This window comes from Methylobacter sp., from assembly GCF_030680395.1.
GTDB lineage: Bacteria > Pseudomonadota > Gammaproteobacteria > Methylococcales > Methylomonadaceae > Methylobacter_A.
On record NZ_JAUXVR010000026.1, the window covers coordinates 150,122 to 172,091 of the forward strand.

Annotated in this window: 23 protein-coding genes; 21 read left to right on the forward strand and 2 right to left on the reverse strand. The window is 47.9% G+C overall.

From position 1 onward, the window contains the following. Nucleotides 1–88 precede the first annotated feature (88 nt). The 17 genes from Q8L79_RS11315 (at nt 89) to Q8L79_RS11395 (ending at nt 17,337) form a co-directional block, all read left to right on the forward strand. The gene (locus Q8L79_RS11315; protein ID WP_305271171.1) at nt 89–673 is read left to right on the forward strand and encodes a YdbL family protein; all 585 of its coding nucleotides are present in this window, start codon (nt 89–91) and stop codon (nt 671–673) included. A gap of 2 nt (nt 674–675) precedes the next feature. Beyond that, entirely contained in the window at nt 676–2,010 is a 1,335-nt protein-coding gene (gene rlmD, locus Q8L79_RS11320; protein WP_305271174.1) for a 23S rRNA (uracil(1939)-C(5))-methyltransferase RlmD, read from the forward strand. 80 nt (nt 2,011–2,090) lie between these two features. Then, on the forward strand, nt 2,091–2,555 hold the full coding sequence (locus Q8L79_RS11325) for a hypothetical protein (protein WP_305271177.1): 465 nt from the start codon (nt 2,091–2,093) through the stop codon (nt 2,553–2,555). Beyond that, a complete protein-coding gene (locus Q8L79_RS11330; RefSeq protein ID WP_305271179.1) occupies nt 2,552–3,460 on the forward strand; it encodes a M48 family metallopeptidase in 909 nt (302 codons plus the stop codon). Before Q8L79_RS11325 ends, Q8L79_RS11330 begins: the two co-directional genes overlap by 4 nt. Nucleotides 3,461–3,610: 150 nt before the next feature. Then, nucleotides 3,611–5,740 carry a CHASE2 domain-containing protein gene (locus tag Q8L79_RS11335; protein WP_305271182.1) on the forward strand — a complete coding sequence of 710 codons (2,130 nt, stop codon included), beginning with the start codon at nt 3,611–3,613 and terminating at the stop codon, nt 5,738–5,740. Beyond that, complete coding sequence (locus Q8L79_RS11340; RefSeq protein WP_305271187.1) at nt 5,730–6,236, forward strand: L,D-transpeptidase; 507 nt, start codon at nt 5,730–5,732, stop codon at nt 6,234–6,236. Before Q8L79_RS11335 ends, Q8L79_RS11340 begins: the two co-directional genes overlap by 11 nt. A 30-nt stretch (nt 6,237–6,266) precedes the next feature. Then, nucleotides 6,267–7,070: a tRNA pseudouridine(38-40) synthase TruA gene (gene truA / locus Q8L79_RS11345; RefSeq protein ID WP_305271190.1), complete on the forward strand. Its 804-nt coding sequence runs from the start codon at nt 6,267–6,269 to the stop codon at nt 7,068–7,070. An 86-nt stretch (nt 7,071–7,156) separates the two neighbouring features. Further along, on the forward strand, nt 7,157–7,801 hold the full coding sequence (locus Q8L79_RS11350) for a DUF2231 domain-containing protein (RefSeq protein ID WP_305271193.1): 645 nt from the start codon (nt 7,157–7,159) through the stop codon (nt 7,799–7,801). A gap of 298 nt (nt 7,802–8,099) precedes the next feature. Continuing rightward, on the forward strand, nt 8,100–8,723 hold the full coding sequence (locus Q8L79_RS11355) for a phosphoribosylanthranilate isomerase (protein WP_305271196.1): 624 nt from the start codon (nt 8,100–8,102) through the stop codon (nt 8,721–8,723). Between the two features lie 4 nt (nt 8,724–8,727). After that, nucleotides 8,728–9,930, forward strand: a complete 1,203-nt coding sequence (gene trpB, locus Q8L79_RS11360; protein WP_305271199.1) for a tryptophan synthase subunit beta — start codon at nt 8,728–8,730, stop codon at nt 9,928–9,930. After that, entirely contained in the window at nt 9,927–10,730 is an 804-nt protein-coding gene (gene trpA / locus Q8L79_RS11365) for a tryptophan synthase subunit alpha (protein WP_305271202.1), read from the forward strand. Before trpB ends, trpA begins: the two co-directional genes overlap by 4 nt. 39 nt (nt 10,731–10,769) lie before the next feature. Beyond that, nucleotides 10,770–11,726 (forward strand): acetyl-CoA carboxylase, carboxyltransferase subunit beta, encoded by a 957-nt coding sequence (gene accD / locus Q8L79_RS11370; protein WP_305271271.1) that lies wholly within the window; start codon nt 10,770–10,772, stop codon nt 11,724–11,726. 15 nt (nt 11,727–11,741) lie between these two features. Next, on the forward strand, nt 11,742–13,013 hold the full coding sequence (folC, locus tag Q8L79_RS11375; RefSeq protein WP_305271205.1) for a bifunctional tetrahydrofolate synthase/dihydrofolate synthase: 1,272 nt from the start codon (nt 11,742–11,744) through the stop codon (nt 13,011–13,013). A 9-nt stretch (nt 13,014–13,022) separates the two neighbouring features. Then, nucleotides 13,023–13,988, forward strand: a complete 966-nt coding sequence (locus Q8L79_RS11380) for an SPOR domain-containing protein (RefSeq protein WP_305271208.1) — start codon at nt 13,023–13,025, stop codon at nt 13,986–13,988. A gap of 16 nt (nt 13,989–14,004) precedes the next feature. Beyond that, the gene (locus Q8L79_RS11385) at nt 14,005–14,496 is read left to right on the forward strand and encodes a CvpA family protein (RefSeq protein ID WP_305271211.1); all 492 of its coding nucleotides are present in this window, start codon (nt 14,005–14,007) and stop codon (nt 14,494–14,496) included. A gap of 43 nt (nt 14,497–14,539) precedes the next feature. Continuing rightward, complete coding sequence (gene purF, locus Q8L79_RS11390) at nt 14,540–16,048, forward strand: amidophosphoribosyltransferase (protein ID WP_305271214.1); 1,509 nt, start codon at nt 14,540–14,542, stop codon at nt 16,046–16,048. A 107-nt stretch (nt 16,049–16,155) separates the two neighbouring features. Beyond that, on the forward strand, nt 16,156–17,337 hold the full coding sequence (locus Q8L79_RS11395) for an O-succinylhomoserine sulfhydrylase (protein ID WP_305271216.1): 1,182 nt from the start codon (nt 16,156–16,158) through the stop codon (nt 17,335–17,337). A gap of 95 nt (nt 17,338–17,432) precedes the next feature. Here Q8L79_RS11395 and grxC read toward each other — a convergent pair whose 3' ends face one another. Together grxC and Q8L79_RS11405 are read right to left on the reverse strand one after the other, a co-directional pair. Continuing rightward, nucleotides 17,433–17,690 (reverse strand): glutaredoxin 3, encoded by a 258-nt coding sequence (grxC, locus tag Q8L79_RS11400; RefSeq protein ID WP_305271218.1) that lies wholly within the window; start codon nt 17,688–17,690, stop codon nt 17,433–17,435. 36 nt (nt 17,691–17,726) lie between these two features. Further along, a complete protein-coding gene (locus Q8L79_RS11405; RefSeq protein ID WP_305271221.1) occupies nt 17,727–18,377 on the reverse strand; it encodes a class II aldolase/adducin family protein in 651 nt (216 codons plus the stop codon). 208 nt (nt 18,378–18,585) lie between these two features. Between Q8L79_RS11405 and nrdR the strand changes: the two genes are divergently transcribed. Genes nrdR through ribBA form a run of 4 tightly spaced genes read left to right on the forward strand, consistent with a single transcriptional unit; the run spans nt 18,586 to nt 21,938 of the window. Continuing rightward, a complete protein-coding gene (nrdR, locus tag Q8L79_RS11410; protein ID WP_305271224.1) occupies nt 18,586–19,038 on the forward strand; it encodes a transcriptional regulator NrdR in 453 nt (150 codons plus the stop codon). After that, nucleotides 19,038–20,123 carry a bifunctional diaminohydroxyphosphoribosylaminopyrimidine deaminase/5-amino-6-(5-phosphoribosylamino)uracil reductase RibD gene (gene ribD, locus Q8L79_RS11415; RefSeq protein ID WP_305271227.1) on the forward strand — a complete coding sequence of 362 codons (1,086 nt, stop codon included), beginning with the start codon at nt 19,038–19,040 and terminating at the stop codon, nt 20,121–20,123. Before nrdR ends, ribD begins: the two co-directional genes overlap by 1 nt. Before the next feature lie 39 nt (nt 20,124–20,162). After that, nucleotides 20,163–20,819, forward strand: coding sequence for a riboflavin synthase (locus Q8L79_RS11420; protein ID WP_305271230.1), 657 nt, complete (start codon nt 20,163–20,165; stop codon nt 20,817–20,819). Nucleotides 20,820–20,834: 15 nt separating this feature from the next. Continuing rightward, on the forward strand, nt 20,835–21,938 hold the full coding sequence (gene ribBA, locus Q8L79_RS11425; RefSeq protein ID WP_305271233.1) for a bifunctional 3,4-dihydroxy-2-butanone-4-phosphate synthase/GTP cyclohydrolase II: 1,104 nt from the start codon (nt 20,835–20,837) through the stop codon (nt 21,936–21,938). The last annotated feature ends 32 nt before the right edge of the window (nt 21,939–21,970 follow it).

Below are 21,970 nucleotides of genomic sequence, written 5' to 3' on the forward strand. Positions count from 1 at the left end.
TCTCGGCGTGACTGGGATGCATGGGTGGCGCGATTGCTAAGTATTTCGACATCAGGGCAAGTAATCATTGAATAGTTTGGAGAGCATTATGAGAAAAATATCAGTATTAATCGCGTTATTGTTGACTGCCTGTGTCACCATCAATATTTATTTTCCCGCTGCCGCCGCTGAAAAAGCCGCAGATGAAATCATCAAAGACATTCAAAATGTCGTACCGCAAAAAACGGAACCCAAGCCTAAGGCCAGTTTGCCGGAGTGGCAGGTGAACGTTTATCAGCTAATTGATACGGCTATCAATGTAGTGGTGTCGCCAGCACACGCCGAGGCTGACTTGGCAATCGATAGCGCTGAAATCAGACAGTTGCGCGCTACAATGGAAGCCCGCTTCGCCAGTCTGCAACCTCTGTATGCGGCGGGTTTTATCGGTATTCAGGCGGACGGTTTGCTGGCGGTCAGGGATATTGAAAGCGTACCGCTTAAAGACAGGAATCAAGTCAATAAACTGGTTGCCGCAGAAAATGCAGATCGGCAAAATCTTTATCAGGCGATTGCCAATGCCAACGGTCATCCCGAATGGGCTGCACAAATCAAATCAACCTTTGCCGGTCGTTGGGTGAGTAATGCTCAGCCGGGCTGGTGGTATCAATCCTCAGGAAGCTGGAAACAAAAGTAAACATGGCAAATAGAAGAAGAGTCAAAAAGCAATTACCGGAAACGCCGGTTAAAGTCACTATAGAATCGTTGGCCCATGACGGGCGCGGAGTGGCGCATGTCGATGGCAAAGTGATATTTATCGATGAGGCGCTGCCGGGCGAGGAGGTGGAGTTTATTTATACCGAAAGCCGCAAGGATTATGCGGAAGGCAAAGTCGTCAATCTGTTGAGTCGCTCCGCCGACCGGGTTGATGCATTGTGCGCGCATTACGGCGTGTGTGGCGGTTGCAGTTTTCAGCATGTCGAATCGTCTGCGCAAATCAGGATCAAACAGGAATTACTGGTCGATCAGTTCAAGCGTATCGGCAAGACTGAAATACCCGAGCTTTGGCAGCCGCTGGTAGGCCCGCATTGGGGTTATCGCAGCAAAGCGCGGATGGGCGTTAAATATGTCGAGAAAAAAAACCGGGTGCTGGTGGGTTTCAGGGAAAGACGGCATCCGTATCTGGCTGAAATTGAAAGCTGCATTGTGATGAATCCTATCGTCGGCACTAAGCTAATGGCTTTGTCGGACATGATTGGCGGATTGACTATCAAAGACAAAATTCCGCAGATCGAAGTGGCTATCGGCGATCAACAATGCGTGTTGGCGTTTCGTGTGCTGGAGCCGCCGACCGATGCCGATAAGGAACGGATGCGTGAGTTTGCTCATCAGCATGACCTATCGCTGTGCCTGCAATCCAAAGGACCTGACACTATCGTGCCGCTGGATGGCGAGCCTGAACTGATACCGACTTATGCGCTGCCGGATCAGGACTTGGAGTTTAAATTCAAACCGGCGATGTTTACCCAGGTTAATTATGAAATTAACAAGCAAATGATCAACCGGGTGCTGGAGACATTGGCGTTGAATGAAAACGACTCGGTGCTGGATTTATTTTGCGGTCTGGGCAACTTTACCTTGCCGATGGCAAAATTTGCAGGTCATGTGGTCGGCGTCGAAGGCGATCAGCCTCTGGTCAATCACGCCAAAGAAAATGCCCGTCATAACGGTATCGAAAACGTTGAATTTTATGCGGCCGATTTGAGCAAGGATATTAGCGATCAGCCCTGGGCCAACCGGAAATACAACAAAATCCTGCTCGATCCTTCCAGAGCCGGTGCTTCCGATGTCTTGCATCATTTTAAAAAATGGCAGCCCGAGCAGATTGTTTATGTGTCCTGTAATCCGTCAACTTTAGCGCGCGATGCGGGAATCCTGGTTAATGAGCTGGGCTATAAACTGGTTAAAGCCGGAGTGATGGATATGTTTCCGCAGACCGGGCATGTCGAGTCGATGGCTTTATTTGAGAAATAAAAAAAACGACATTCGGTTTTTTTATGATATAGGGAGTGTGTGAATAATTCACAAAAATAAAACAATAATAAGGGGGAGATATGCAGCGGTTATTAAAAATAAGCGTCATGGTGTCACTGATGCCGGTTACGGCTTTGGCCACATCATTGAGTATCCAGGTTGAAGAGGGGCAGATCAGGAGTACGCCGTCTTTTTTGGGGGAAATAGTTGATAAAGTCGTTTATGGCGAATCGGTAGAGTTGGTCAAAGAGCAGGGGCCGTGGCGGATGGTGAATGCCCCAAGAAAACCGGGCTGGATTCATCAATCTGCGGTATCGGAGTCTAAAGTTGAACTGACGCCGGGTAATGATGTCAGCGAAGGCGCAAGCGGAAAGGAAATCGCTCTGGCCGGCAAAGGATTTAATGCGGATGTGGAAAATGCCTATAAAGCGGAACATCAGCAGATGAGTTTTGCCTGGGTCGATAACATGGAGAAATTCACGGTCAACAATGCCGATATTGAGCAATTTATTAAACAGGGTGGATTAAGGGGGGCTGGATTATGATGCGCTCATTATTAACAGCATTGCTGGCGCTGGGATTGGCAAGTTGCGCCGATATGAACAAGGTGGTCAGCGGCGTCGCTTCGGTTGCTAATGCTACGGGGTATATGCCTTACAGCAGTGAAATCGGTTCTGCGATGCGGGCTACGACAGCCGTTGCGAAAACCATGGAAGATATTACCCCGGCCCAAGAGTATTACATCGGCCGGACCGTCAGCGCGGGCATAGTCAATCGTTATCCGGTGAAAGCCAATCCGGCTGCCAATAATTACCTTAACTTGCTGGGGCAGGTTCTGGTGATGGCGTCAGACAAGCCGTCAACCTACAAGGGCTATCATTTTCTGTTGCTGGATACCGATGAGGTCGTGGCTTTTGCGGCGCCGAGCGGTTTTGTTTTTGTTTCCAAAGGCATGGTCAGGCTTTGCAAGAATGAAGACGATCTGGCGGCGGTGCTGGCGCATGAAATAGGTCATGTGCAAAAATCGCATGCGCTTGCAGCCATTTCGACCAGTCGCATTACTTCGGCGTTGACTGTCATTGCTTCGGAAGGTACCCAGGCAGTGGTGGGCGGGTATGTTGGTGAATTAACCCGATTATTTGAAGGCAGCATCGATGATATTACCCAAACGCTGGTTAACAGCGGTTATGCGCGCGGCCAGGAAAATGAAGCCGATGCAACGGCTATTAAAATCATGCAACGTGTCGGCTATGATCCCTCTGCGTTAATACGTGTTTTGGAAACGATGAAAGTTAAGGTGCAGCCGGGAGCGACCGGTTTTACTTCAACACATCCGGCAGCGGATGACCGGATCGCCGATATTAGACCGTTGCTGCCGCAAAGTTTAATGGCAATGGCTGCAAACGCAAACCGCGACAAGCGCTTTGGAGAGATGTTGAGCGCGCTTTAAGTTGATTTAACATCACGAGTTACGCATTTTTACTCATCATGAGGGCACAAAGACACAAAAAACATAAATTTCGTGTCTTTGTGTCTCGGCAACTGCCCATGCAGTCGTTCGTGGTGAATTATTTCGGTTTGCGTAACATCAGATAATTATATGGCCTTAACTACTACCTCCATGAAGTTGCGTTCTGCGCTGATTACCGGTTTGACAGCGGTATTGCTAGCCCAGATATTGCAATCAACCAGGCTTCTGGATCAATGGGAATACACTACCTGGTCATGGCGCGAGAAATTACTGGCGCAACCTTCCGCTTATACCAAAGATATTAAAATCATCCTGCTGGATCAGGCGAGCCTGGATTGGGGCGCGTCTGTGAACGGTTTATCCTGGCCTTGGCCGCGCGAAGTCTATGCGCCGATCATTCGGTTTATGCAGCGGGCGGGCGCTAAAATAATCGCCTTTGATGTGTTGTATACCGAAGCATCGGTTTACGGCGTTGAAGACGATCAGGCATTTGCACAGGCGATGTCTGACAATAAGGTCGTGTTGCCGGTTTTTTTAGGCGAACAAACACGGCAAACAACGCGTTGGCCGACTGCGGTTACACCCGGTCCGATCCAGATTCAGGGGTTGGAGCATTGGCAACAACAGGCTGGCATGAGTGTGATTAATAAAGTACACGCCTCTTTTCCGATTGACCGTTTGGCTAATGCCGCTACGCTACTTTCGCACGTCGATGAATTGCCCGACTCCGACGGCGTGTTCAGGCGCGCTTCGTTATTTCGTGTTTTTGATCGATACATAATACCCTCAATGGGTTTGGCTGCATGGTTGTCGGACAAGCAGGACAAGACATTAAGTTTTGACGGCTCACTGCATTATCAGGACAAAAAGATCCCGACTGACGATGAGGGGCAGTTGATTTTAAAATTTCGCGGCGATTCAGGAACGCACCAGGCTTTTAGCGCCGCAGCGATTATCCAGTCCGAATTGCATTTGCAGGCGGGCGAGAAAAGCGCTATCGATCCGGCGTTGTTTAAAGATAAATATGTGTTTTTCGGGTTCAGTGCGCCGGGCTTGAAAGATTTGCGACCGACACCGGTCAGCGGCGATTATCCGGGCGTGGAAGTTCATGCGACGGTGCTGGACAACCTGCTGGCGGGTGATGCGGTTAAAACATTTCCGGCATGGCTAGCCTTTTGTATTGCCTTGGTTCTCGCCGCTTCAGCAAGTTATATGTTGATTCACAGCAAGCGCATGCTGGGTTTGGGGTTGGCGTTTGTGTTGTTTACGCCGATATCGTTGTTGATCGGTTTTGCGGCGTATTTCCTCAATTACGATTGGCCGGTATTGTTTGTGGAAACGGCGATTATTTTGGCGCTGGTTAATTCGGTTATTTTAAAATACCTGACCGAAGGCCGGAAAAAGCGCGCCATACAAACCATGTTTCAACGTTATTTAAGCAATGAATATATCGAGATACTTAAGAAAAATCCCGCGCTGTTAAGATTGGGCGGCGAAACGCGTGAATTAAGTATCTTTTTTTCGGATATACAAGGTTTTACCACGATTTCCGAAAAACTGACGCCGGAACAACTGGTGCAGTTTTTAAACAGCTATTTAACCGACATGACCGATATTATTACGGACGAAGGCGGTACTCTGGACAAGTATGAGGGCGACGCCATCATCGCGTTTACCAATGCGCCGTTACCCCAGGAAGATCATGCGGTGCGAATGTGTCGGAGTGTTTTAAAGTGCCAGCGAAAATTGGCAGAACGTCGTGAAGAATTTTTCCAACAAACCGGTGCGTGGATTTATAACCGTATCGGTATTCATAGCGGCAAGGTGGTGGTGGGCAATTTCGGTTCAAAGACCCGCTTTAACTACACCATGCTGGGTGATGCAGCCAATCTGGCCGCGAGATTGGAAGGCGCAAACAAGTTTTTCGGCACTTATACGATGATTTCCGAGGCGACCAAGCAGCAGACTGATGACGCCTTTCTCTGGAGAGAAACCGGAACCATCCGGGTGGTCGGGCGCAATACGCCGGTAACCGTTTATGAATTGCTGGGTTTCAAAGGCGAAGTCCTGTCGCCTGCAATACAGGCGTTTAATCAGGGCCAGGTTTTGTACAAGCAAGGCGAATTGGCCGGTGCCGCAGCTATTTTTGCAACGTTGCCGGATGATCCGGTCGCTAATGTGTATTGGCGCCGCTGTCTTGCCGAGAAGGACTTGTTGAATTCTGATTGGGATGGCGTTTGGGTGTTACATGAAAAATAATCAGGCAAACGATATACATGATTATCTGGATATTTGTATTGCCAGTCAGCAATTGACGGTTTATACGGATGGAAAGCCGGTGCAGGGTTATCCCGTTTCCACCGCCAAAAAAGGTGCGGGTGAACAGATGGGCAGCGAATGCACGCCTGCCGGCTGGCATAAAATTAGGGCCAAGATTGGTGCGGGTCAGTCATTAAACTCGGTGTTTGTCGGCAGACGCGCTACCGGTGAAATATACAGTGCTGAGCTGGGTGAGAAAAATCCCCAACGAGACTGGATATTGACTCGAATCCTGTGGCTGGGCGGACTGGAACCGGGCAGAAATCGTTACGGCAAAGTCGATAGCACTTGGCGATATATTTATATCCACGGTTGTCCCGACCAGCTAATGGACGGCAAGCCTGGATCGCACGGCTGTATTCGGATGAAGAATGCCGATGTGCTGGATTTGTTTAATAGGATTGAAGTCGGAGTTAAGGTTTATATTCATGAATAATGGTTTTTTTGTAAGCGTAAAGAGGTTTGAATGACGCGTATCGTTTTAGGTATCGAGTACGATGGCAGCGGTTTTTCAGGCTGGCAGTGGCAAACTCATCAACGTAGTGTTCAGCAGGTGCTCGAACAGGCCTTGTCGAAAGTTGCCAACCATCCGGTTACCGTACAGTGCGCCGGAAGAACCGATACCGGCGTGCATGCGCTTGAGCAGGTCGTTCATTTTGACGCAAAAATAGAGCGCGAACTTCACGCCTGGATGCTGGGCGGCAACAGTAATCTGCCGGATGATGTCAGGATTACTTGGGTCAAACCGGCGGTGGGCGACTTTCACTCCAGATACAGCGCGATTGCCCGTTTTTATCGCTACGTCATCCTTAACAGGCCTATCAATTCGGCGTTATTGCGTAATCAGGTGACGTGGCACCATAATCCGCTGGATGCCGATAAAATGCATCAGGCTGCGCAACATCTGATCGGAAAGCACGATTTTTCATCGTACAGGGCGCAAGGTTGTCAATCCAAAAGTCCTTGTCGGGAAATGTACTTTATTGATGTTTATCGGGAGGACGATAAGGTCGTTATCGATATTTCCGCCAACGCTTTTTTGCATCATATGGTCAGGAATATTGCCGGGGTATTGATTGACATAGGCGCCGGAAAACAGCCGGTAAATTGGACAGAAGAGCTGCTTGAAGTTAAAAGCCGCAAGTTGGGCGGAGTTACTGCACCGCCTGACGGTTTGTATCTGGGTGCGGTTTATTATCCTGAACATTACGGTATTACCAAACATCCCGTGTTCGATAAATTGCCGGTTGGCGCCAAGCGCCATGATTAAGGTATATAGAGACATTACAATGCCTATTTGCAATTGTCTAAATATCAAGTAGATTGTCTTTCTTATAAATAATGGTGATGGGTAATATGAATAACTTTTTGTCTTTTCAAATTCATGGCGGAGCCGACCAAGGCGGCGGTATTATCGAGGGCGTTACAAGTCTGCTGGCTTTTTTTGAAGAGCTATCAACCCAGGGTTCCGGGGATATTTTTTCGACATTAATGCCCGGTATTTCCAGTATGGATAATATTCATCCTTTGTTGGTGCATTTCCCAATTGCATTTTTATCGACTTTTTTTGTTTTGGATGTGGTCGGTACGCTGGCTAAAAAACAAAACTGGCGTAATGTTGCCGGCTGGTTGCTGTACTTTGGCACCATAGCCGCTGTCTTTACAGTGGTTGCGGGCTTCATTGCGGCAGGTTCGGTAGCGCATGGAGAGGATGTTCATGAAATTATGGAGCGGCATGAGCATTTCGGTGTATCTGTGCTGTCTTTAGCGGTTTTATTGTCGGCTTGGCGCTTGAAAAGTAGTGGAATAATTCAGGGCGGGGCTAACAGTTTTTTTCTGATATTAGCGGCGTTACTCTGTGTGCTGATGATGCTGGGCGCTGATTTAGGCGGATTGATGGTTTATAAATATGGTGTGGCAGTTGAAGCTGCTCAAGTTCCAATCGCTGATGTTCATGAGCATGAACATCAGCATGAACATGAACATGAGCACCAGCATTAATAGACATCATAGAGGACAGTTCTTCGGCTTACTGAAAAAAAGGCCGATGTAAATCGGGCCTTTGTTGGGATTGCCGCTTAAATTTAACGGCATTTTGAAATTTTGGGGTTATATTGCAAACTCAGTCTCGCTACATTTTTAGTATTATTAAGCACAAGGTCGATTTTACATCGGCCTTTTTTTGTTGGTGCGGTTGTTTTTTATCAGCTAAATTAATGATGATTACGGGCAAATCATAATGCCATTTTATGTTATTCTACGCGGCTGGCTTTTTTGGTTAAATTTCTCATATCACTTTATGCGAACTCGCGTTAAAATTTGCGGCTTTACCCGTGCTGAAGATGCTGTTTGTGCCGCTCAACTCGGCGTAGACGCAATCGGTCTGGTGTTTTATCCGCCCAGTCCGAGAAATGTTGATATTGATCAGGCTATTAAGATTGTTAATGCCCTGCCTGCGTTTGTCTCGGTCGTCGCTTTGTTTGTTGACGAGCAGGAGTCACGGATACGCGAGGTTCTGGAGCGGGTATCGATAGATTGCCTGCAATTTCATGGGGATGAACCTGCCGAAGCATGCAGGCTTTATGGCAAGCGTTATATGAAGGCCGTCAGAATGGAGGATGGCATCGATATTTCAGGTTTGGCTCTGCAATATCATGATGCGGCAGGGTTGCTGCTGGATGCTTATCATCCGGGAGCGAAAGGCGGTACGGGCAGCCGGTTTGACTGGAGCAGGATTCCTGAACATTGTACCTTGCCTATCATACTGGCGGGTGGTTTGGATATTAATAACGCCAGACAGGCGGTGCAAGCAGTAAGACCTTATGCGCTGGATGTCAGTAGCGGTGTAGAAGCAGAAAAAGGTGTAAAGGATGCGCTTAAAATGGCGGCATTCATACGTGAAGTTAATGAGGGTGACGGATAATAATATGACAGAAAAATATAATATGCCCGATGAGCGGGGACACTTTGGTCCTTACGGCGGAATGTTTGTCGCAGAAACATTGATCCCACCGATTCAGGAATTGAATGCCGCGTATCAACAGTATTTAAACGATCCGGAATTTATAGCGGAACTGGATGCCGATTTAAAGTATTACGTAGGTCGGCCTTCGCCTTTATATCATGCTGAACGCTGGAGTCGTGAACTGGGCGGCGCGCAGATTTACCTAAAACGCGAAGACCTCAATCATACCGGCGCACATAAAATAAATAATACGATAGGCCAGGCTTTATTGGCTAAACGCATGGGTAAAACGCGCATTATTGCTGAAACCGGAGCCGGTCAGCATGGTGTCGCGACGGCGACGGTTGCGGCAAGGCTGGGATTGGAGTGCGTTGTTTATATGGGCGCTGTTGATGTTGCCCGGCAGTCTTTAAATGTGTATCGGATGAAGCTACTGGGCGCGAAAGTTGTCGCCGTTGAATCCGGCTCGAAAACGTTAAAAGATGCCTTGAATGAAGCGCTCAGAGACTGGGTGACCAATGTCGATAATACCTTTTATATTATCGGTACTGTTGCAGGTCCGCATCCTTACCCTGCGATGGTCAGGGATTTTCAGGCCATCATAGGCCGTGAAGCAAAGCAGCAATGTCAGGACCAAACCGGACGATTGCCTGATGCCCTGGTTGCCTGCGTTGGCGGCGGATCAAATGCGATCGGTTTGTTTTATCCTTTTATTGATGACAGTTCAGTCAAAATGATCGGCGTTGAAGCGGCTGGCGACGGCATTGAAACGGGTCGTCATTCTGCGCCTTTGTGCGCAGGTCGTCCCGGCGTATTGCATGGCAACCGGACTTATCTGATGGAAGACGACGACGGTGAAATTGTCGAGACGCACTCAATTTCGGCCGGTTTGGATTATCCGGGCGTCGGCCCTGAACATGCATGGCTGAAAGATACCGGTAGAGCGGAGTATGTCAATATTACCGACACTGAGGCGCTGGAGGGTTTTCATGCGTTGACCAGAATGGAAGGTATTATTCCTGCATTGGAGTCGAGTCATGCCATGGCTTACACCATGAAGCTGGCGCCTACCATGAAAAAAGATGAAATTATCATTGTCTGTCTGTCCGGTCGTGGCGATAAAGACATGCAAACGATGGCTCAACGCGAGGGGATAGAACTGTGAGTCGATTAGCCGCTACATTTGAAGAGTTGTCCAAAACAGGCCGTAAGGCGTTAATCCCGTTTGTTACCGCAGGCGATCCCAGGCCTGATTTCACCTTGCCGTTGATGCACGCCATGGTTGAGGCCGGTGCTGATGTGATCGAATTAGGCGTGCCGTTTTCAGATCCTATGGCGGACGGCCCGGTTATTCAGCGAGCCAGTGAGCGCGCTTTGGATCATAAAATGAGCTTAAGACGCACATTGGCCATTGCTGCAGAATTCAGGAAAACCAATCAACAAACCCCAGTGGTGCTAATGGGCTATGTCAATCCTATTGAAGCCATGGGTTATGAGGATTTTGCCAATGCCGCACAACGCGCAGAGATTGATGGTGTTTTAACCGTCGATTTGCCGCCGGAAGAGGCGGATGAATGCGTTGCTTTGTTAAAGGCGCGCGGCATTGATCCTATCTTTCTGTTAGCGCCCAACAGTACGGATGAGCGCATTAAAAAGATGGATGCAGCAGGTAGCGGTTACCTTTATTATGTTTCGCTAAAGGGCGTAACCGGTGCCGGGCATTTAAATACTGCGGATGTCGAAACCAAGCTCAATCAAATCAGGGCCAGTACGCACTTGCCTGTAGCGATCGGTTTTGGCGTCAAAGACGCACAAACTGCAAAGACGGTTGCTAATTTGGGTGACGGAGTGGTCATTGGTAGCGCCTTGATCAGCAAAATCGAAGCAAATCAGGATGATCCGGAACGTGCTAAAAGAGAGATAGTCGAGTTATTGGGAGCCATGCGTCAGGCAATAGATAGCTAAAAGACAGGTTTAGAATACGATGATGAAATACGATGGGGCATACGAATGAGTTGGTTTGAGAAGTTAATTCCTTCAACGATTAGAACCGAAGGGTCGAATAAAAAAGGCGCTGTGCCTGAAGGATTGTGGAATAAGTGCCCTAGCTGTAATGCAATTCTTTATAACACGGAGTTGGAGAGAAATTTTAGCGTTTGTCCAAAATGCGATCATCACATGCGCATTTCGGCCAGAACACGCTTGAATATGTTTCTGGACGAGGGCGGTCATGAAGAGATAGGTAAAAATGTTAAGCCGGTCGATCCGTTAAGATTCAAAGACAGTAAAAAATATAAAGACCGAATTACCCAGGCGCAAAAACAGAGTAAAGAAAACGATGCGCTGGTGGTGATGAAAGGTCAGCTAAAAGGCCGCGATATTGTTGCAGCCGCCTTTGATTTCGGCTTTATGGGCGGATCAATGGGTTCGGTGGTTGGCGAAAAGTTTGTTCGTGGCGTCAACAAGAGTCTGGAACTGGGTGTGCCTTTTATTGTGTTTACGGCCAGTGGCGGCGCACGTATGCAGGAGTCGCTGTTTTCGTTGTTCCAGATGGCAAAAACCAGTGCGGCATTAACCAAGCTGTCCGATGCAGGGCTTCCATACATTTCATTTATGACCGACCCGACCATGGGCGGTGTTTCAGCCAGTTTAGCCATGCTGGGCGATATTAATGTTGCCGAACCCAATGCCTTGATCGGTTTTGCAGGTCCTCGCGTCATAGAACAAACCGTCCGGGAAAAACTGCCGGAAGGCTTTCAGCGTAGCGAATTTTTACAGGAGCATGGTGCTATCGATATGATTATCGATAGACGTGAAATGCGCGATAAAATCGCCGGTATTTTAGCTTTGCTAATGGCGGGTAGGGACATTGCAGCGCAACGCTTTAGTGTCGAACTGGAAGCTGTGGTTGTTGAAGTTGAAGCGGGTGATGTTGAATATCATCCGAATCAGGAAGACTGATTTTCATATCGGTTAATGATACGTTTTGATTCACTAGAGGGTTGGCTGAAGTGGCAGGAAAGCTTACATCCTTTATTAATTGATTTGGGTTTGGAGCGGGCGGCACAGGTTTTTCATGCGCTTAACCCTGATTATGTCAAACCTCCAACCATTACTGTTGCCGGAACCAATGGCAAAGGCTCTTCCGTTGCTTATCTTGAGTCAATTTATACGGCGCAAGGCTATCGGGTGGGTGCTTATACCTCGCCGCATATTCTGAAATATAATGAAAGAATAAAAATAGACGGCAAACCGGTATCAGATGACAAAATCTGCGAAGCATTTGCAAGAATAGAGTCGGTGCGAGGCAATACCTCATTAAGCTATTTTGAATTTGGCACGCTGGCGGCCTTGGATATATTCCAGCAAGCCGGAGTCGATGTTCAATTGCTTGAGGTTGGTTTGGGCGGACGACTGGATGCAGTCAATATTGTCGATCCCGATGTAGCACTGATCACCAGTATCAGTATCGATCACATTGAGTGGCTGGGCGGCACACGAGAAGCTATAGGGCGAGAAAAAGCAGGTATTTTTCGAGCCGCAATTCCCGCTATCACGGGTGACCCGGAACCCCCGCAATCATTGATACAGAGTGCTATTGAACGGCATGCTTTACTGTATTGTATTGGTAAAGATTTTGGATATAAAAAGCAGGCAACAGGATGGGACTGGTTTTTTGCTGACCGACAAATGTTACAATTACCGGAACCGGGTTTAAAAGGGGAGCACCAGTATCGAAATGCGTCTGCGGTTATTTTAGCGGTGATCAAAATGGCCGAAATCTTGCCGGTAACTGAAGCATCGATTAAACAGGGGCTGGAAAATGTCCATTTAGCAGGGCGGTTCCAACTGATTGATGGCGAAATTCCCGTGCTGCTGGACGTGGGGCATAATCCCCAGGCAGTCAGAACACTGGCCGATTATGTGACGACTGTTTTCCCAGGCAGACGCATCCATGCTGTTTTTTCAATGATGAAAGACAAGGATATCGCCGGTGTCCTTGAAATTATGAATTGTGTAGTTTACGACTGGTTTTTTGCGCCATTGTCAAATCCTAGAGCGGCTACGGAATCCGTTATGCGTGAGATTTTTTCACAAAGTTCGGTATCTAATGTTTCTTTTGGTTTTTCCGGCTTTACTGATGCATTTTCCGCCGCAAAAAATCAGTCGCAACAAGGTGATCTGTTATTGGTTTTTGGATCTTTTTTTTTGGTATCTGAGTGCTTGGTTGAATTTGAGAATAAGTGAGTAGACGAAATGGATCATGAATTAAAACAACGTTTGATTGGCGCCGTCGTTGTTACGGCGCTATGTGCTATTTTTATCCCCATGCTGTTCGATGATCCCGTCGATAACAGTGGTCAGTTAGTCAGTGAGTTGAATATTCCCGCTCCAGTTGAAGCGGGTACAAATACGGCCGATAAATTGCCGACCAGTGCCGATCAGGTTTCAAAGTTGCCAGACCCGGAGCCTTTATCTACTGAAACCGCTAACGATACGCTTGAGAGTACCGGCGCAGCCGAGGAAATTATCGATGAGCCTGTAAGCGGTCAGTCGAAACAAGGGGAGTCTTTATATACCGAATCGGAAGGCTATACCCGCGAGGATGCTGGTGCAGAAGAAGTAATTGAGCCTGAAGACAAGCAGCCAAAGTCGCGGCTAAAACAGGTTCCTGCAGAGCAGCCTTTACCTGCGGCAAACGCTACGGATGGTATCCGCAAAAGCATAGCTCCCAAAGTGCAAGCCAAAGAGCCTCGTGTAGAAGTAATAGCTAAAGAACCTGTAAAGGTTAAAAAAGCCGTAGAGCCGACACGATTAGCGGTTAAAAAGCCTGAAGTTGAATCGCCAATCGATGGGGCCAAAGTAGGGGCTTTAGGCGATGCCGCACGGCAACCGATTCTTAAACAGCCTAGTAGCGCGAAGAGTTTGGCTGCCGCTGTAGCGGAAGCAAAAAAACCGGTACCGGTAGCTGTACCGAAAGCGAGCCCAAAATTGGTGCGTTGGTATATTCAATTAGGTAGTTTTAGTAAAAAAGAAAATGCAATGTCTCTTTGGGAGAGTTTGCATGAACAAGGCTTGCCCGCCTCATTGGATACCGTTCAAACAGATAAAGGAACGTCATATCGGCTTCGGGTAGGCCCTGAACTGGACGGGAAAAAAGCGGCCGCGATGAAGTCAAGATTGGACAAACAGAACATAAAGGCAATCCTGATTTCCGAGTGATGCGCTTAATAACAGCATGATCTGGATAGACTTTACTCTTATTGGGCTTGTTTTTATTTCCTTTGTGATCGGACTGCTACGCGGATTCATTAAGGAAGTTTTTTCATTGGTATTCTGGATGCTGGCAGTCTGGGTGAGTTTGATGTTCAGTCGCGATTTTTCCGGTTTTCTGGAATCGGCTATCAGCCATCCGGCAGCCAGAATGGTTGCCTCTTTTGCGGCTTTGTTTGCAATCACGTTGAGTCTTGGCGGTTTGATCGGTTTTCTATTGAGTGTATTGGCAAAGAAAACCGGCTTAACCTTTATGGATCGTTTCGGTGGAATGATTTTTGGCGTTGTTCGTGGCCTGATTGTTGTTACTGTCGTTGTTATACTGGCGGGATTGACACCTTTGCCCAAGGATTCCTGGTGGACAGAATCAACATTGATTCCACCTTTTCAGTTGCTCGCCGTATGGTTGCGAGATCATCTTTCGTCAGGTATGGCGGAATACATCAGTTATCGTTAATTTCTTTCGTTAATCTCTACAAAACAATGCAGGTTAAAAAATAATGTGTGGTATTGCTGCTATCGTTTCACATCAAGCTGTTAATCAAGAGTTATATGATGCTCTGACAGTTTTGCAACATAGGGGTCAAGATGCCGCGGGCATTGTGACTTGTGAGGCCGGGCGGTTACATTTACGCAAGGAAAACGGTTTGACCCGTGATGTTTTTACCAATGCCCAGATGTTGAAATTGAAAGGTAACATGGGTATTGCTCATGTACGTTACCCAACGGCGGGATGCACCAGTTCTGCCGAAGCGCAACCTTTCTATGTAAACTCTCCTTTTGGTTTGACGCTTGCGCATAACGGTAATTTGACTAATACCGAAGAGTTAAAAAAAGCCCTGTTCGTAGAAGATCAACGGCATATCAATACCGATTCCGATTCTGAAGTTTTGCTGAATGTTTTTGCTCACGAATTGCAGAGTTTGGGTAAATTGCATTTAAGCGTGGATGATGTTTTTCAGGCAGTATCCGGCGTACATCGTCGTTGTCGCGGAGCTTATGCGGTTGTGATTATGATTGCAGGGTTCGGGGTTTTAGGCTTTAGAGACCCTCATGGTATCCGGCCGATAGTGTTCGGCGAAAGAAAATCCGAGCAAGGTTCGGAATTCATGATCGCATCGGAAAGTGTCGCTCTGGATGTGCTGGGCTTTGAGCTTATTAGAGATATAGAACCTGGCGAAGCTGTATTTATCGAGGAATCAGGCGCGCTGCATACTAAACAATGTGCTGAAAGAACAGATCATTGTCCGTGTATTTTTGAATATGTTTATTTTGCCAGACCGGATTCAATTATTGATCGTATTTCGGTCTATAAAGCACGTCTGCGTATGGGTGAAAAATTAGCCAAAAAAGTACTCAGAGACTGGCCTGATCATGACATTGATGTGATTATTCCTATTCCTGATACCAGTAGAACAGCGGCTTTGCAGATGGCAAATCTTCTGGGCGTAAAATACCGCGAAGGTTTCATAAAAAACCGTTATATCGGCCGGACGTTTATCATGCCGGGCCAAAAAATGAGAGAAAAATCAGTCAAACAAAAGTTGAACGCGATCAGTCTTGAGTTTGAAGGCAAAAATGTACTGCTGGTCGACGATTCAATCGTCAGAGGCACGACATCCGAGCAAATTATTCAGATGGCCAGAGATGCAGGGGCTAAAAAAGTGTATTTTGCCTCTGCCGCGCCTCCGGTTCGTTATCCCAATGTTTACGGCATTGATATGCCGGCTGCTCATGAATTGATTGCCCATGATCGTACTGAAGACGAGGTATGTGTAGCAATAGGCGCAGACCGGGTAATTTATCAGGAACTGAATGATCTGATTGATGCGGTGCGTAAAGGTAATCTGGATATCGGGCACTTCGATACCTCTTGTTTTAGTAAAGAATACATCACCGGTGATATTGACGATGAGTATCTGGAGCGAACCGAGGCTTTGCGCAATGATGGCGCACAAGCGGAAAGAAACTCGGAAAACTTCATTATCGGAATGCAAAATGGTGATTGAGGAGCAAGGATAAATAAAGGCAAAAGGCGAAGGACAAAAGGCAAAGATAGCTTATTGAAACCTGCCTTTTGCCTGATCTTTTAACAAATCAATACGCTTAATAAATCATGACTGACATTAACTGGAACGACTACTCTCTGGAAACCCAAGCAATAAGAGCCGGGCATAAGCGTACTCATGAAGATGAGCACAGCATCCCGATTTTTGCCACATCCAGTTATGTGTTCAAGAGTGCCGAAGAGGCCGCTTTACGCTTTACCGGACAGAAACCGGGTAATATTTACTCCCGTTTTACCAATCCGACCGTTAATGCTTTTCAGGAAAGACTGGCGCTAATGGAGAGAGGTGAGCGCTGTCTGGCCTTTTCATCCGGCATGGCTGCCATTATGGCGGTCGGCATGGGACTGCTTAAAGCCGGCGATCATGTGGTGTGTTCACGCGGCGTGTTCGGCAATACCGTATTGATGTTCCAGAATTATTTCGGCAAATTCGGAGTCGAAACCGATTTTGTCGATTTGATCGATGCAACCGCCTGGGAAGCGGCGATTAAACCGAATACCCGCTTTTTGTTTTTGGAAACACCGTCCAATCCCTTGATTGAAATTGCCGATATTTCGGTGCTTGCAGACATCGCCCATAAACACGATTGTTTGCTAATTGTTGATAATTGTTTTTGTACGCCCGTGCTGCAAAAGCCTTTGGAATTGGGCGCAGATATCGTCGTTCATTCAGCAACCAAATATATAGACGGGCAGGGGCGTTGTGTCGGCGGTGCCGTTATTGCCAGTGAAGACATTATAGAAAAGCATATTTACCCTTATCTTCGCACCGGCGGTGCGACCATGAGTCCTTTTAATGCCTGGGTATTTTTGTCCGGGTTGGAAACGCTGGCGATCAGAATAAAAGCGCATTGTGACAGCGCTTTTGAACTGGCCAAATGGCTGGAGCAACAAGCTGGTGTCGCCAAGGTTCACTATCCCGGTTTGTCATCGCATGCTCAGCACGAACTGGCCAAGCGTCAGCAAAGTCATTTCGGCGGTATAGTCAGTTTCGAATTGACCGGTGGCAAGGAGCACGCCTGGAAGTTGATCGACGCCACTGAAATGCTGTCAATTACCGCAAATCTGGGTGATGTTAAAACCACCATCACTCATCCGGCAACTACCACACATGGTCGATTATCGCCGGAAGTCAGAGCTGCAGCCGGTATTAAAGACGGTCTGGTAAGGGTTTCAGTGGGATTGGAAAATATTGAAGATATCAAAAAGGATATTTTAAGAGGGTTGTAGGTCGGGCATGCTGTTTATGTCCGACCTTCTTAGCTTCATGTGGAGGCGGATTTCGTGGTTGCCCGGTGCTATCTCGTCATTGATCACTGATGTAGCTACGCAACAGTCAGTAAATCGTCCAGTTTTTTTTGTTGATCCAATGCATACAACTCGTCAAAGCCGCCGACATGATAGTCGCCTATATAGATTTGGGGAACCGTCCGACGCTTTGTTTTAAGCATCATTTCTTCCCTTAAGCCGGGTTTGGCATCCACATTAATTTCTGTATAGGAAGCGCCTTTTTTATCGAGCAGGCGTTTAGCCATCATACAATATGGGCAGGTGTTGGTAGTGTAGATTTGTATTTCCGACATATTTTATTAAGAGTTGCTAATATAGAGCTAGGCATTTTATCGGTTAATGGACTGATGTTCAATTCCGATGGCCAGTGATAAATATTTGATCAGTTCCCATGCCGCCTCTTGCATGTTTTTTCCGAAAGCAACTACGCCGTCTTGGTGCCCCAGCATGGTAAACAATGACGTTTGCGATAGGTTGCCGGATTGGAATAATTGTTCAACAGCCGTCGCCGTTTCAACCGTGCCGTAAGGGACGTCAGCGTTAGTGTGAGGCAGTCCGAGCGCTACGGTATGCTTCCAGATTTCAGGGCTGTGGGCATGAATAACGGCTTGAATAGCATTGTCTTGGGCGTAAATACTGGCGTGGGTCAGGGATTCGGAAGAAGGCTTGCACAGTCCGCAGGATTGGAGTCGGTTCTGGTGAGGTTCTGCTTTGACGATAAGGCAATAATGTTCGGGACTGAGCTGTTCAATATGTCCGGTTTGAGTGCCGCTGATGATAAATTGTGCGCTGTGACTATCGATTCGTTGGCTGATATTGCCGAATCCGATGTTGTCGTATCGTTCAGGGATTTGCCCGATAAGATCGAGCCGGACGGCAATCGTGCGCCAAGCGTTGATTTCGGTCAATGATAACGGGTGGTTAATCGGCTGTTGCGTATGCTTTAGCCGATATTTTATTACACCTTCTTGTTCTTTCATTTGGCAGGATTTGGGGCGATGTGGTTGAGTCGATATGAATATGGCTACAGTATAGTTTAGAAAATAAAATACAGATAAAATGTAGAGTGTTATAAAATTAACGGTTTTCAAATTTGAAGGCCGGTTTTGCCGCGACTGTTCTCGGCAGTCGTCGGCATTTCCTCCATCCCTGGATGGTCATCGGTAAACAAAAAACAGTGGCTTAACTATGCGATGTCCGTTTTGTGGGGCGCAAGATACGCGGGTTCTTGATTCCAGATTGGCAAATGAAGGCGATCAGGTTCGCCGTCGGCGTGAATGTAATATTTGTAAAGAACGATTTACTACACACGAGGTGGCTGAGTTAACGCTGCCCCGGATTGTTAAGCGTGACGGGATAAGTGAGCCTTTCGAAGAAAAAAAGCTGCGTTCAGGCATGTTAAGGGCGCTGGAAAAACGACCTGTAAGTAGTGATGATATTGAGGCCGCAATCAACCGAATAAAGAAAGATTTGCGGGCGCTGGGCGAGCGGGAAATACCGGCGCAGGAGTTGGGCGAAAAAGTCATGAAAGAGTTAAGTTCACTGGATCATGTGGCTTTTGTGCGCTTTGCCTCGGTTTATCGCAGTTTTCAGGATGTCAGTGAATTCACCGACATGATTAAGCATTTACAAAAAAAATAATGTCTTCGGTACGCGATGCTTTTTATATGGCGCAAGCCATTTCTCTGGCTAAAAGAGGGCGCTATACAACCGATCCGAATCCCCGCGTAGGTTGTGTTTTAGTCAGGGACGACGTAGTGATCGGGCAGGGCTGGCATGTTAAAGCAGGCCAAGGTCATGCGGAAGTTGAAGCGTTAAAAAACGTATCGGATGCCAAAGGTGCAACCGCTTATGTAACGTTGGAACCTTGCAGTCATCAGGGCAGAACGCCACCCTGTTGCGATGCGCTGATAAAGGCCGGAGTCAGCCGGGTTGTTGCGGCTATGCAAGACCCAAATCCTCAGGTGTCCGGCAGCGGCTTGGAAAAGCTCAAAGCGGCAGGGATTGAAGTGTCCTGCGGCGTCTTGCAGGAAGATGCGCTGGCGTTAAATAGGGGCTTTATCAAACGCATGACCGACAACCGCCCGTTTGTGCGCAGCAAGCTGGCAATGAGTCTGGATGGGCGCACCGCGATGGCATCGGGTGAAAGCAAATGGATTACCTCAAATGAGGCCAGAGCCGATGTGCATCGATTAAGAGCCGAGAGTTCGGCCATTCTAACTGGCATCAATACGGTGTTAGCTGATGATCCTGCGTTGAATACCCGTATAGACGAAGATGTCCTGCAACCGGTCAGGGTAGTGCTGGATACGCATCTGAACATGCCGGTTACCGCGCAGATGGCTAAACTGCCTGGACGCAGTCTGATTTTAACCTGTGCGCAGCATGAACAAAAGCAACTCGCGTTACAACAGACAGGTTTTGAAGTCTATCAACTGGTCGGTAAAAACGGGCGACTGGATTTGCATGCGGTGATGGAATTTCTAAGCCAACAGCAAATCAACGAGCTGCTGGTCGAGGCGGGTTCAGTGCTTAATGGTGCGTTACTGGCCGAAGGTTTGGTCGATGAGTATGTGGTCTACATGGCACCCTGTATTTTGGGCGATCAGGGGCGCGGATTATTTAACCTGCCGGGACTACAGCAGATGGCGGATAAAAAACAGTTGAAACTGCGCGATGTCAGGCAGGTCGGTCAGGATTTAAAATTAACTTATATACCGTTGTAGGGGCGAATAAATCCGCCCTTACAACCAAACGAGGCATCCATGTTTACAGGCATTATCTTGGCAGTGGGCAAAATATCGGCAATCGAGCAGAAAGCCGGCGATTACCGATTGACCATAGCGACCGGAAAATTACCATTACATGACGTCGTGCTTGGCGACAGCATTGCCGTTAACGGCGTGTGCCTGACCGCAGTGGAGTTAGGGACAAATTATTTTTGCGCCGATGTTTCCAATGAAACCTTGTCGAGAACCATCTTAAATAGCGCAACCGTGGGTGCGCCGGTTAATCTGGAGCTGGCCTTAACACCGTCTACCCGGTTGGGCGGCCATATCGTCAGCGGCCATGTCGATGGTATTGGCATAGTTACGGAAAAGCGGGCGGACGGACGCTCTTTTCGTTTTAAATTTAAAGCGCCTGATAATCTGGCTAAATATATTGCAGAAAAAGGCTCCATTTGTATCAACGGCATCAGTCTGACTGTCAATGACGTCGATGGCGCCGTGTTCAGCGTGAATATTGTGCCGCATACGCTCAAAGAGACTACGTTGAGTGATGCCGTGGTCGGAACTAAAGTCAACCTGGAAGTGGATTTGCTGGCTCGCTATCTGGAGCGGCTCATCAAGGGTGATGCGGCGGCTAAAAGCCATGGCGGCATCACAGAAGAATTATTGCAAAAAAGCGGTTTTTTCGGCTAACGGCCCAAAGGTAAAATGAATACAATCGAAGAAATTATAGAAGATTTGCGCTTAGGCAAAATGGTCATCATTATGGATGATGAAGACCGCGAGAATGAAGGCGACCTATTGATGGCGGCTTCATTCACTCGCCCGGAAGATGTAAATTTTATGGCGCGTTACGGCCGCGGCCTGATTTGCCTGACCTTGACCAGCGAGCGTTGTCAGCAGTTACGTTTGCCGTTGATGGTCAATGAAAACAAAACCGCCCATTCAACCAATTTTACCGTGTCCATAGAGGCGGCAACCGGCGTAACCACCGGCATTTCAGCAGCCGACCGGGCGCGCACCATCCAATGTGCAGTAGCGGCGGATGCAAAAGCCGATGACTTGGTGCAGCCGGGGCACATATTCCCGTTAATGGCGCAATCGGGCGGCGTATTAAATCGTGCCGGACACACCGAAGCCGGCTGCGATTTAGCCCGGTTGGCAGGTGTGGAACCGGCAGCGGTTATCGTTGAGATACTCAATGAAGACGGCTCGATGGCAAGACGGCCTGATCTGGAAGTGTTTGCCAAGCAGCACGACCTTAAAATCGGCACGATTGCCGATCTGATTCATTATCGCATTCAGCACGAAAATACGCTGGAACGCATCAGCGAGTGCGCTTATCCCACCGAATTCGGCGAGTTCAGGCTTTATGCCTATCAGGACAGAAATGACAATAACCTGCACTTGGCGCTGGTCATGGGTCAGGTTTCCGGCGAAGAGCCTGTTTTAGTCAGGGTCCATGCGCGGAATTTGCTGGATGATCTGTTTGCCTCCAAGCGTAGCGATTGCAGCGTTCCATTGCGTTCGGCCATGCAAAAAATAGCGGAGGAAGGGCGCGGGGTGTTGGTGGTTATCAGGCAAAGCGAAGACAATAAATCGCTGGCCGAACTGATACATCACTATCAGTTGGAAGATCACGGCATTGTGAGTCCGGCTCAGGCTGTCGGCGCCGTAGATTGGCGTACCACAGGAACCGGTGCCAGAATACTGGCCGATTTGGGTGTGCACAAGCTGAAGGTCTTAGGCACCCAGAAAAAGTATGTTGCATTGTCCGGGTTTGATTTGGAAGTCGCCGAGCATGTTGGTTGAAAAAACTAACCCAACAATATTACAAGTTAATC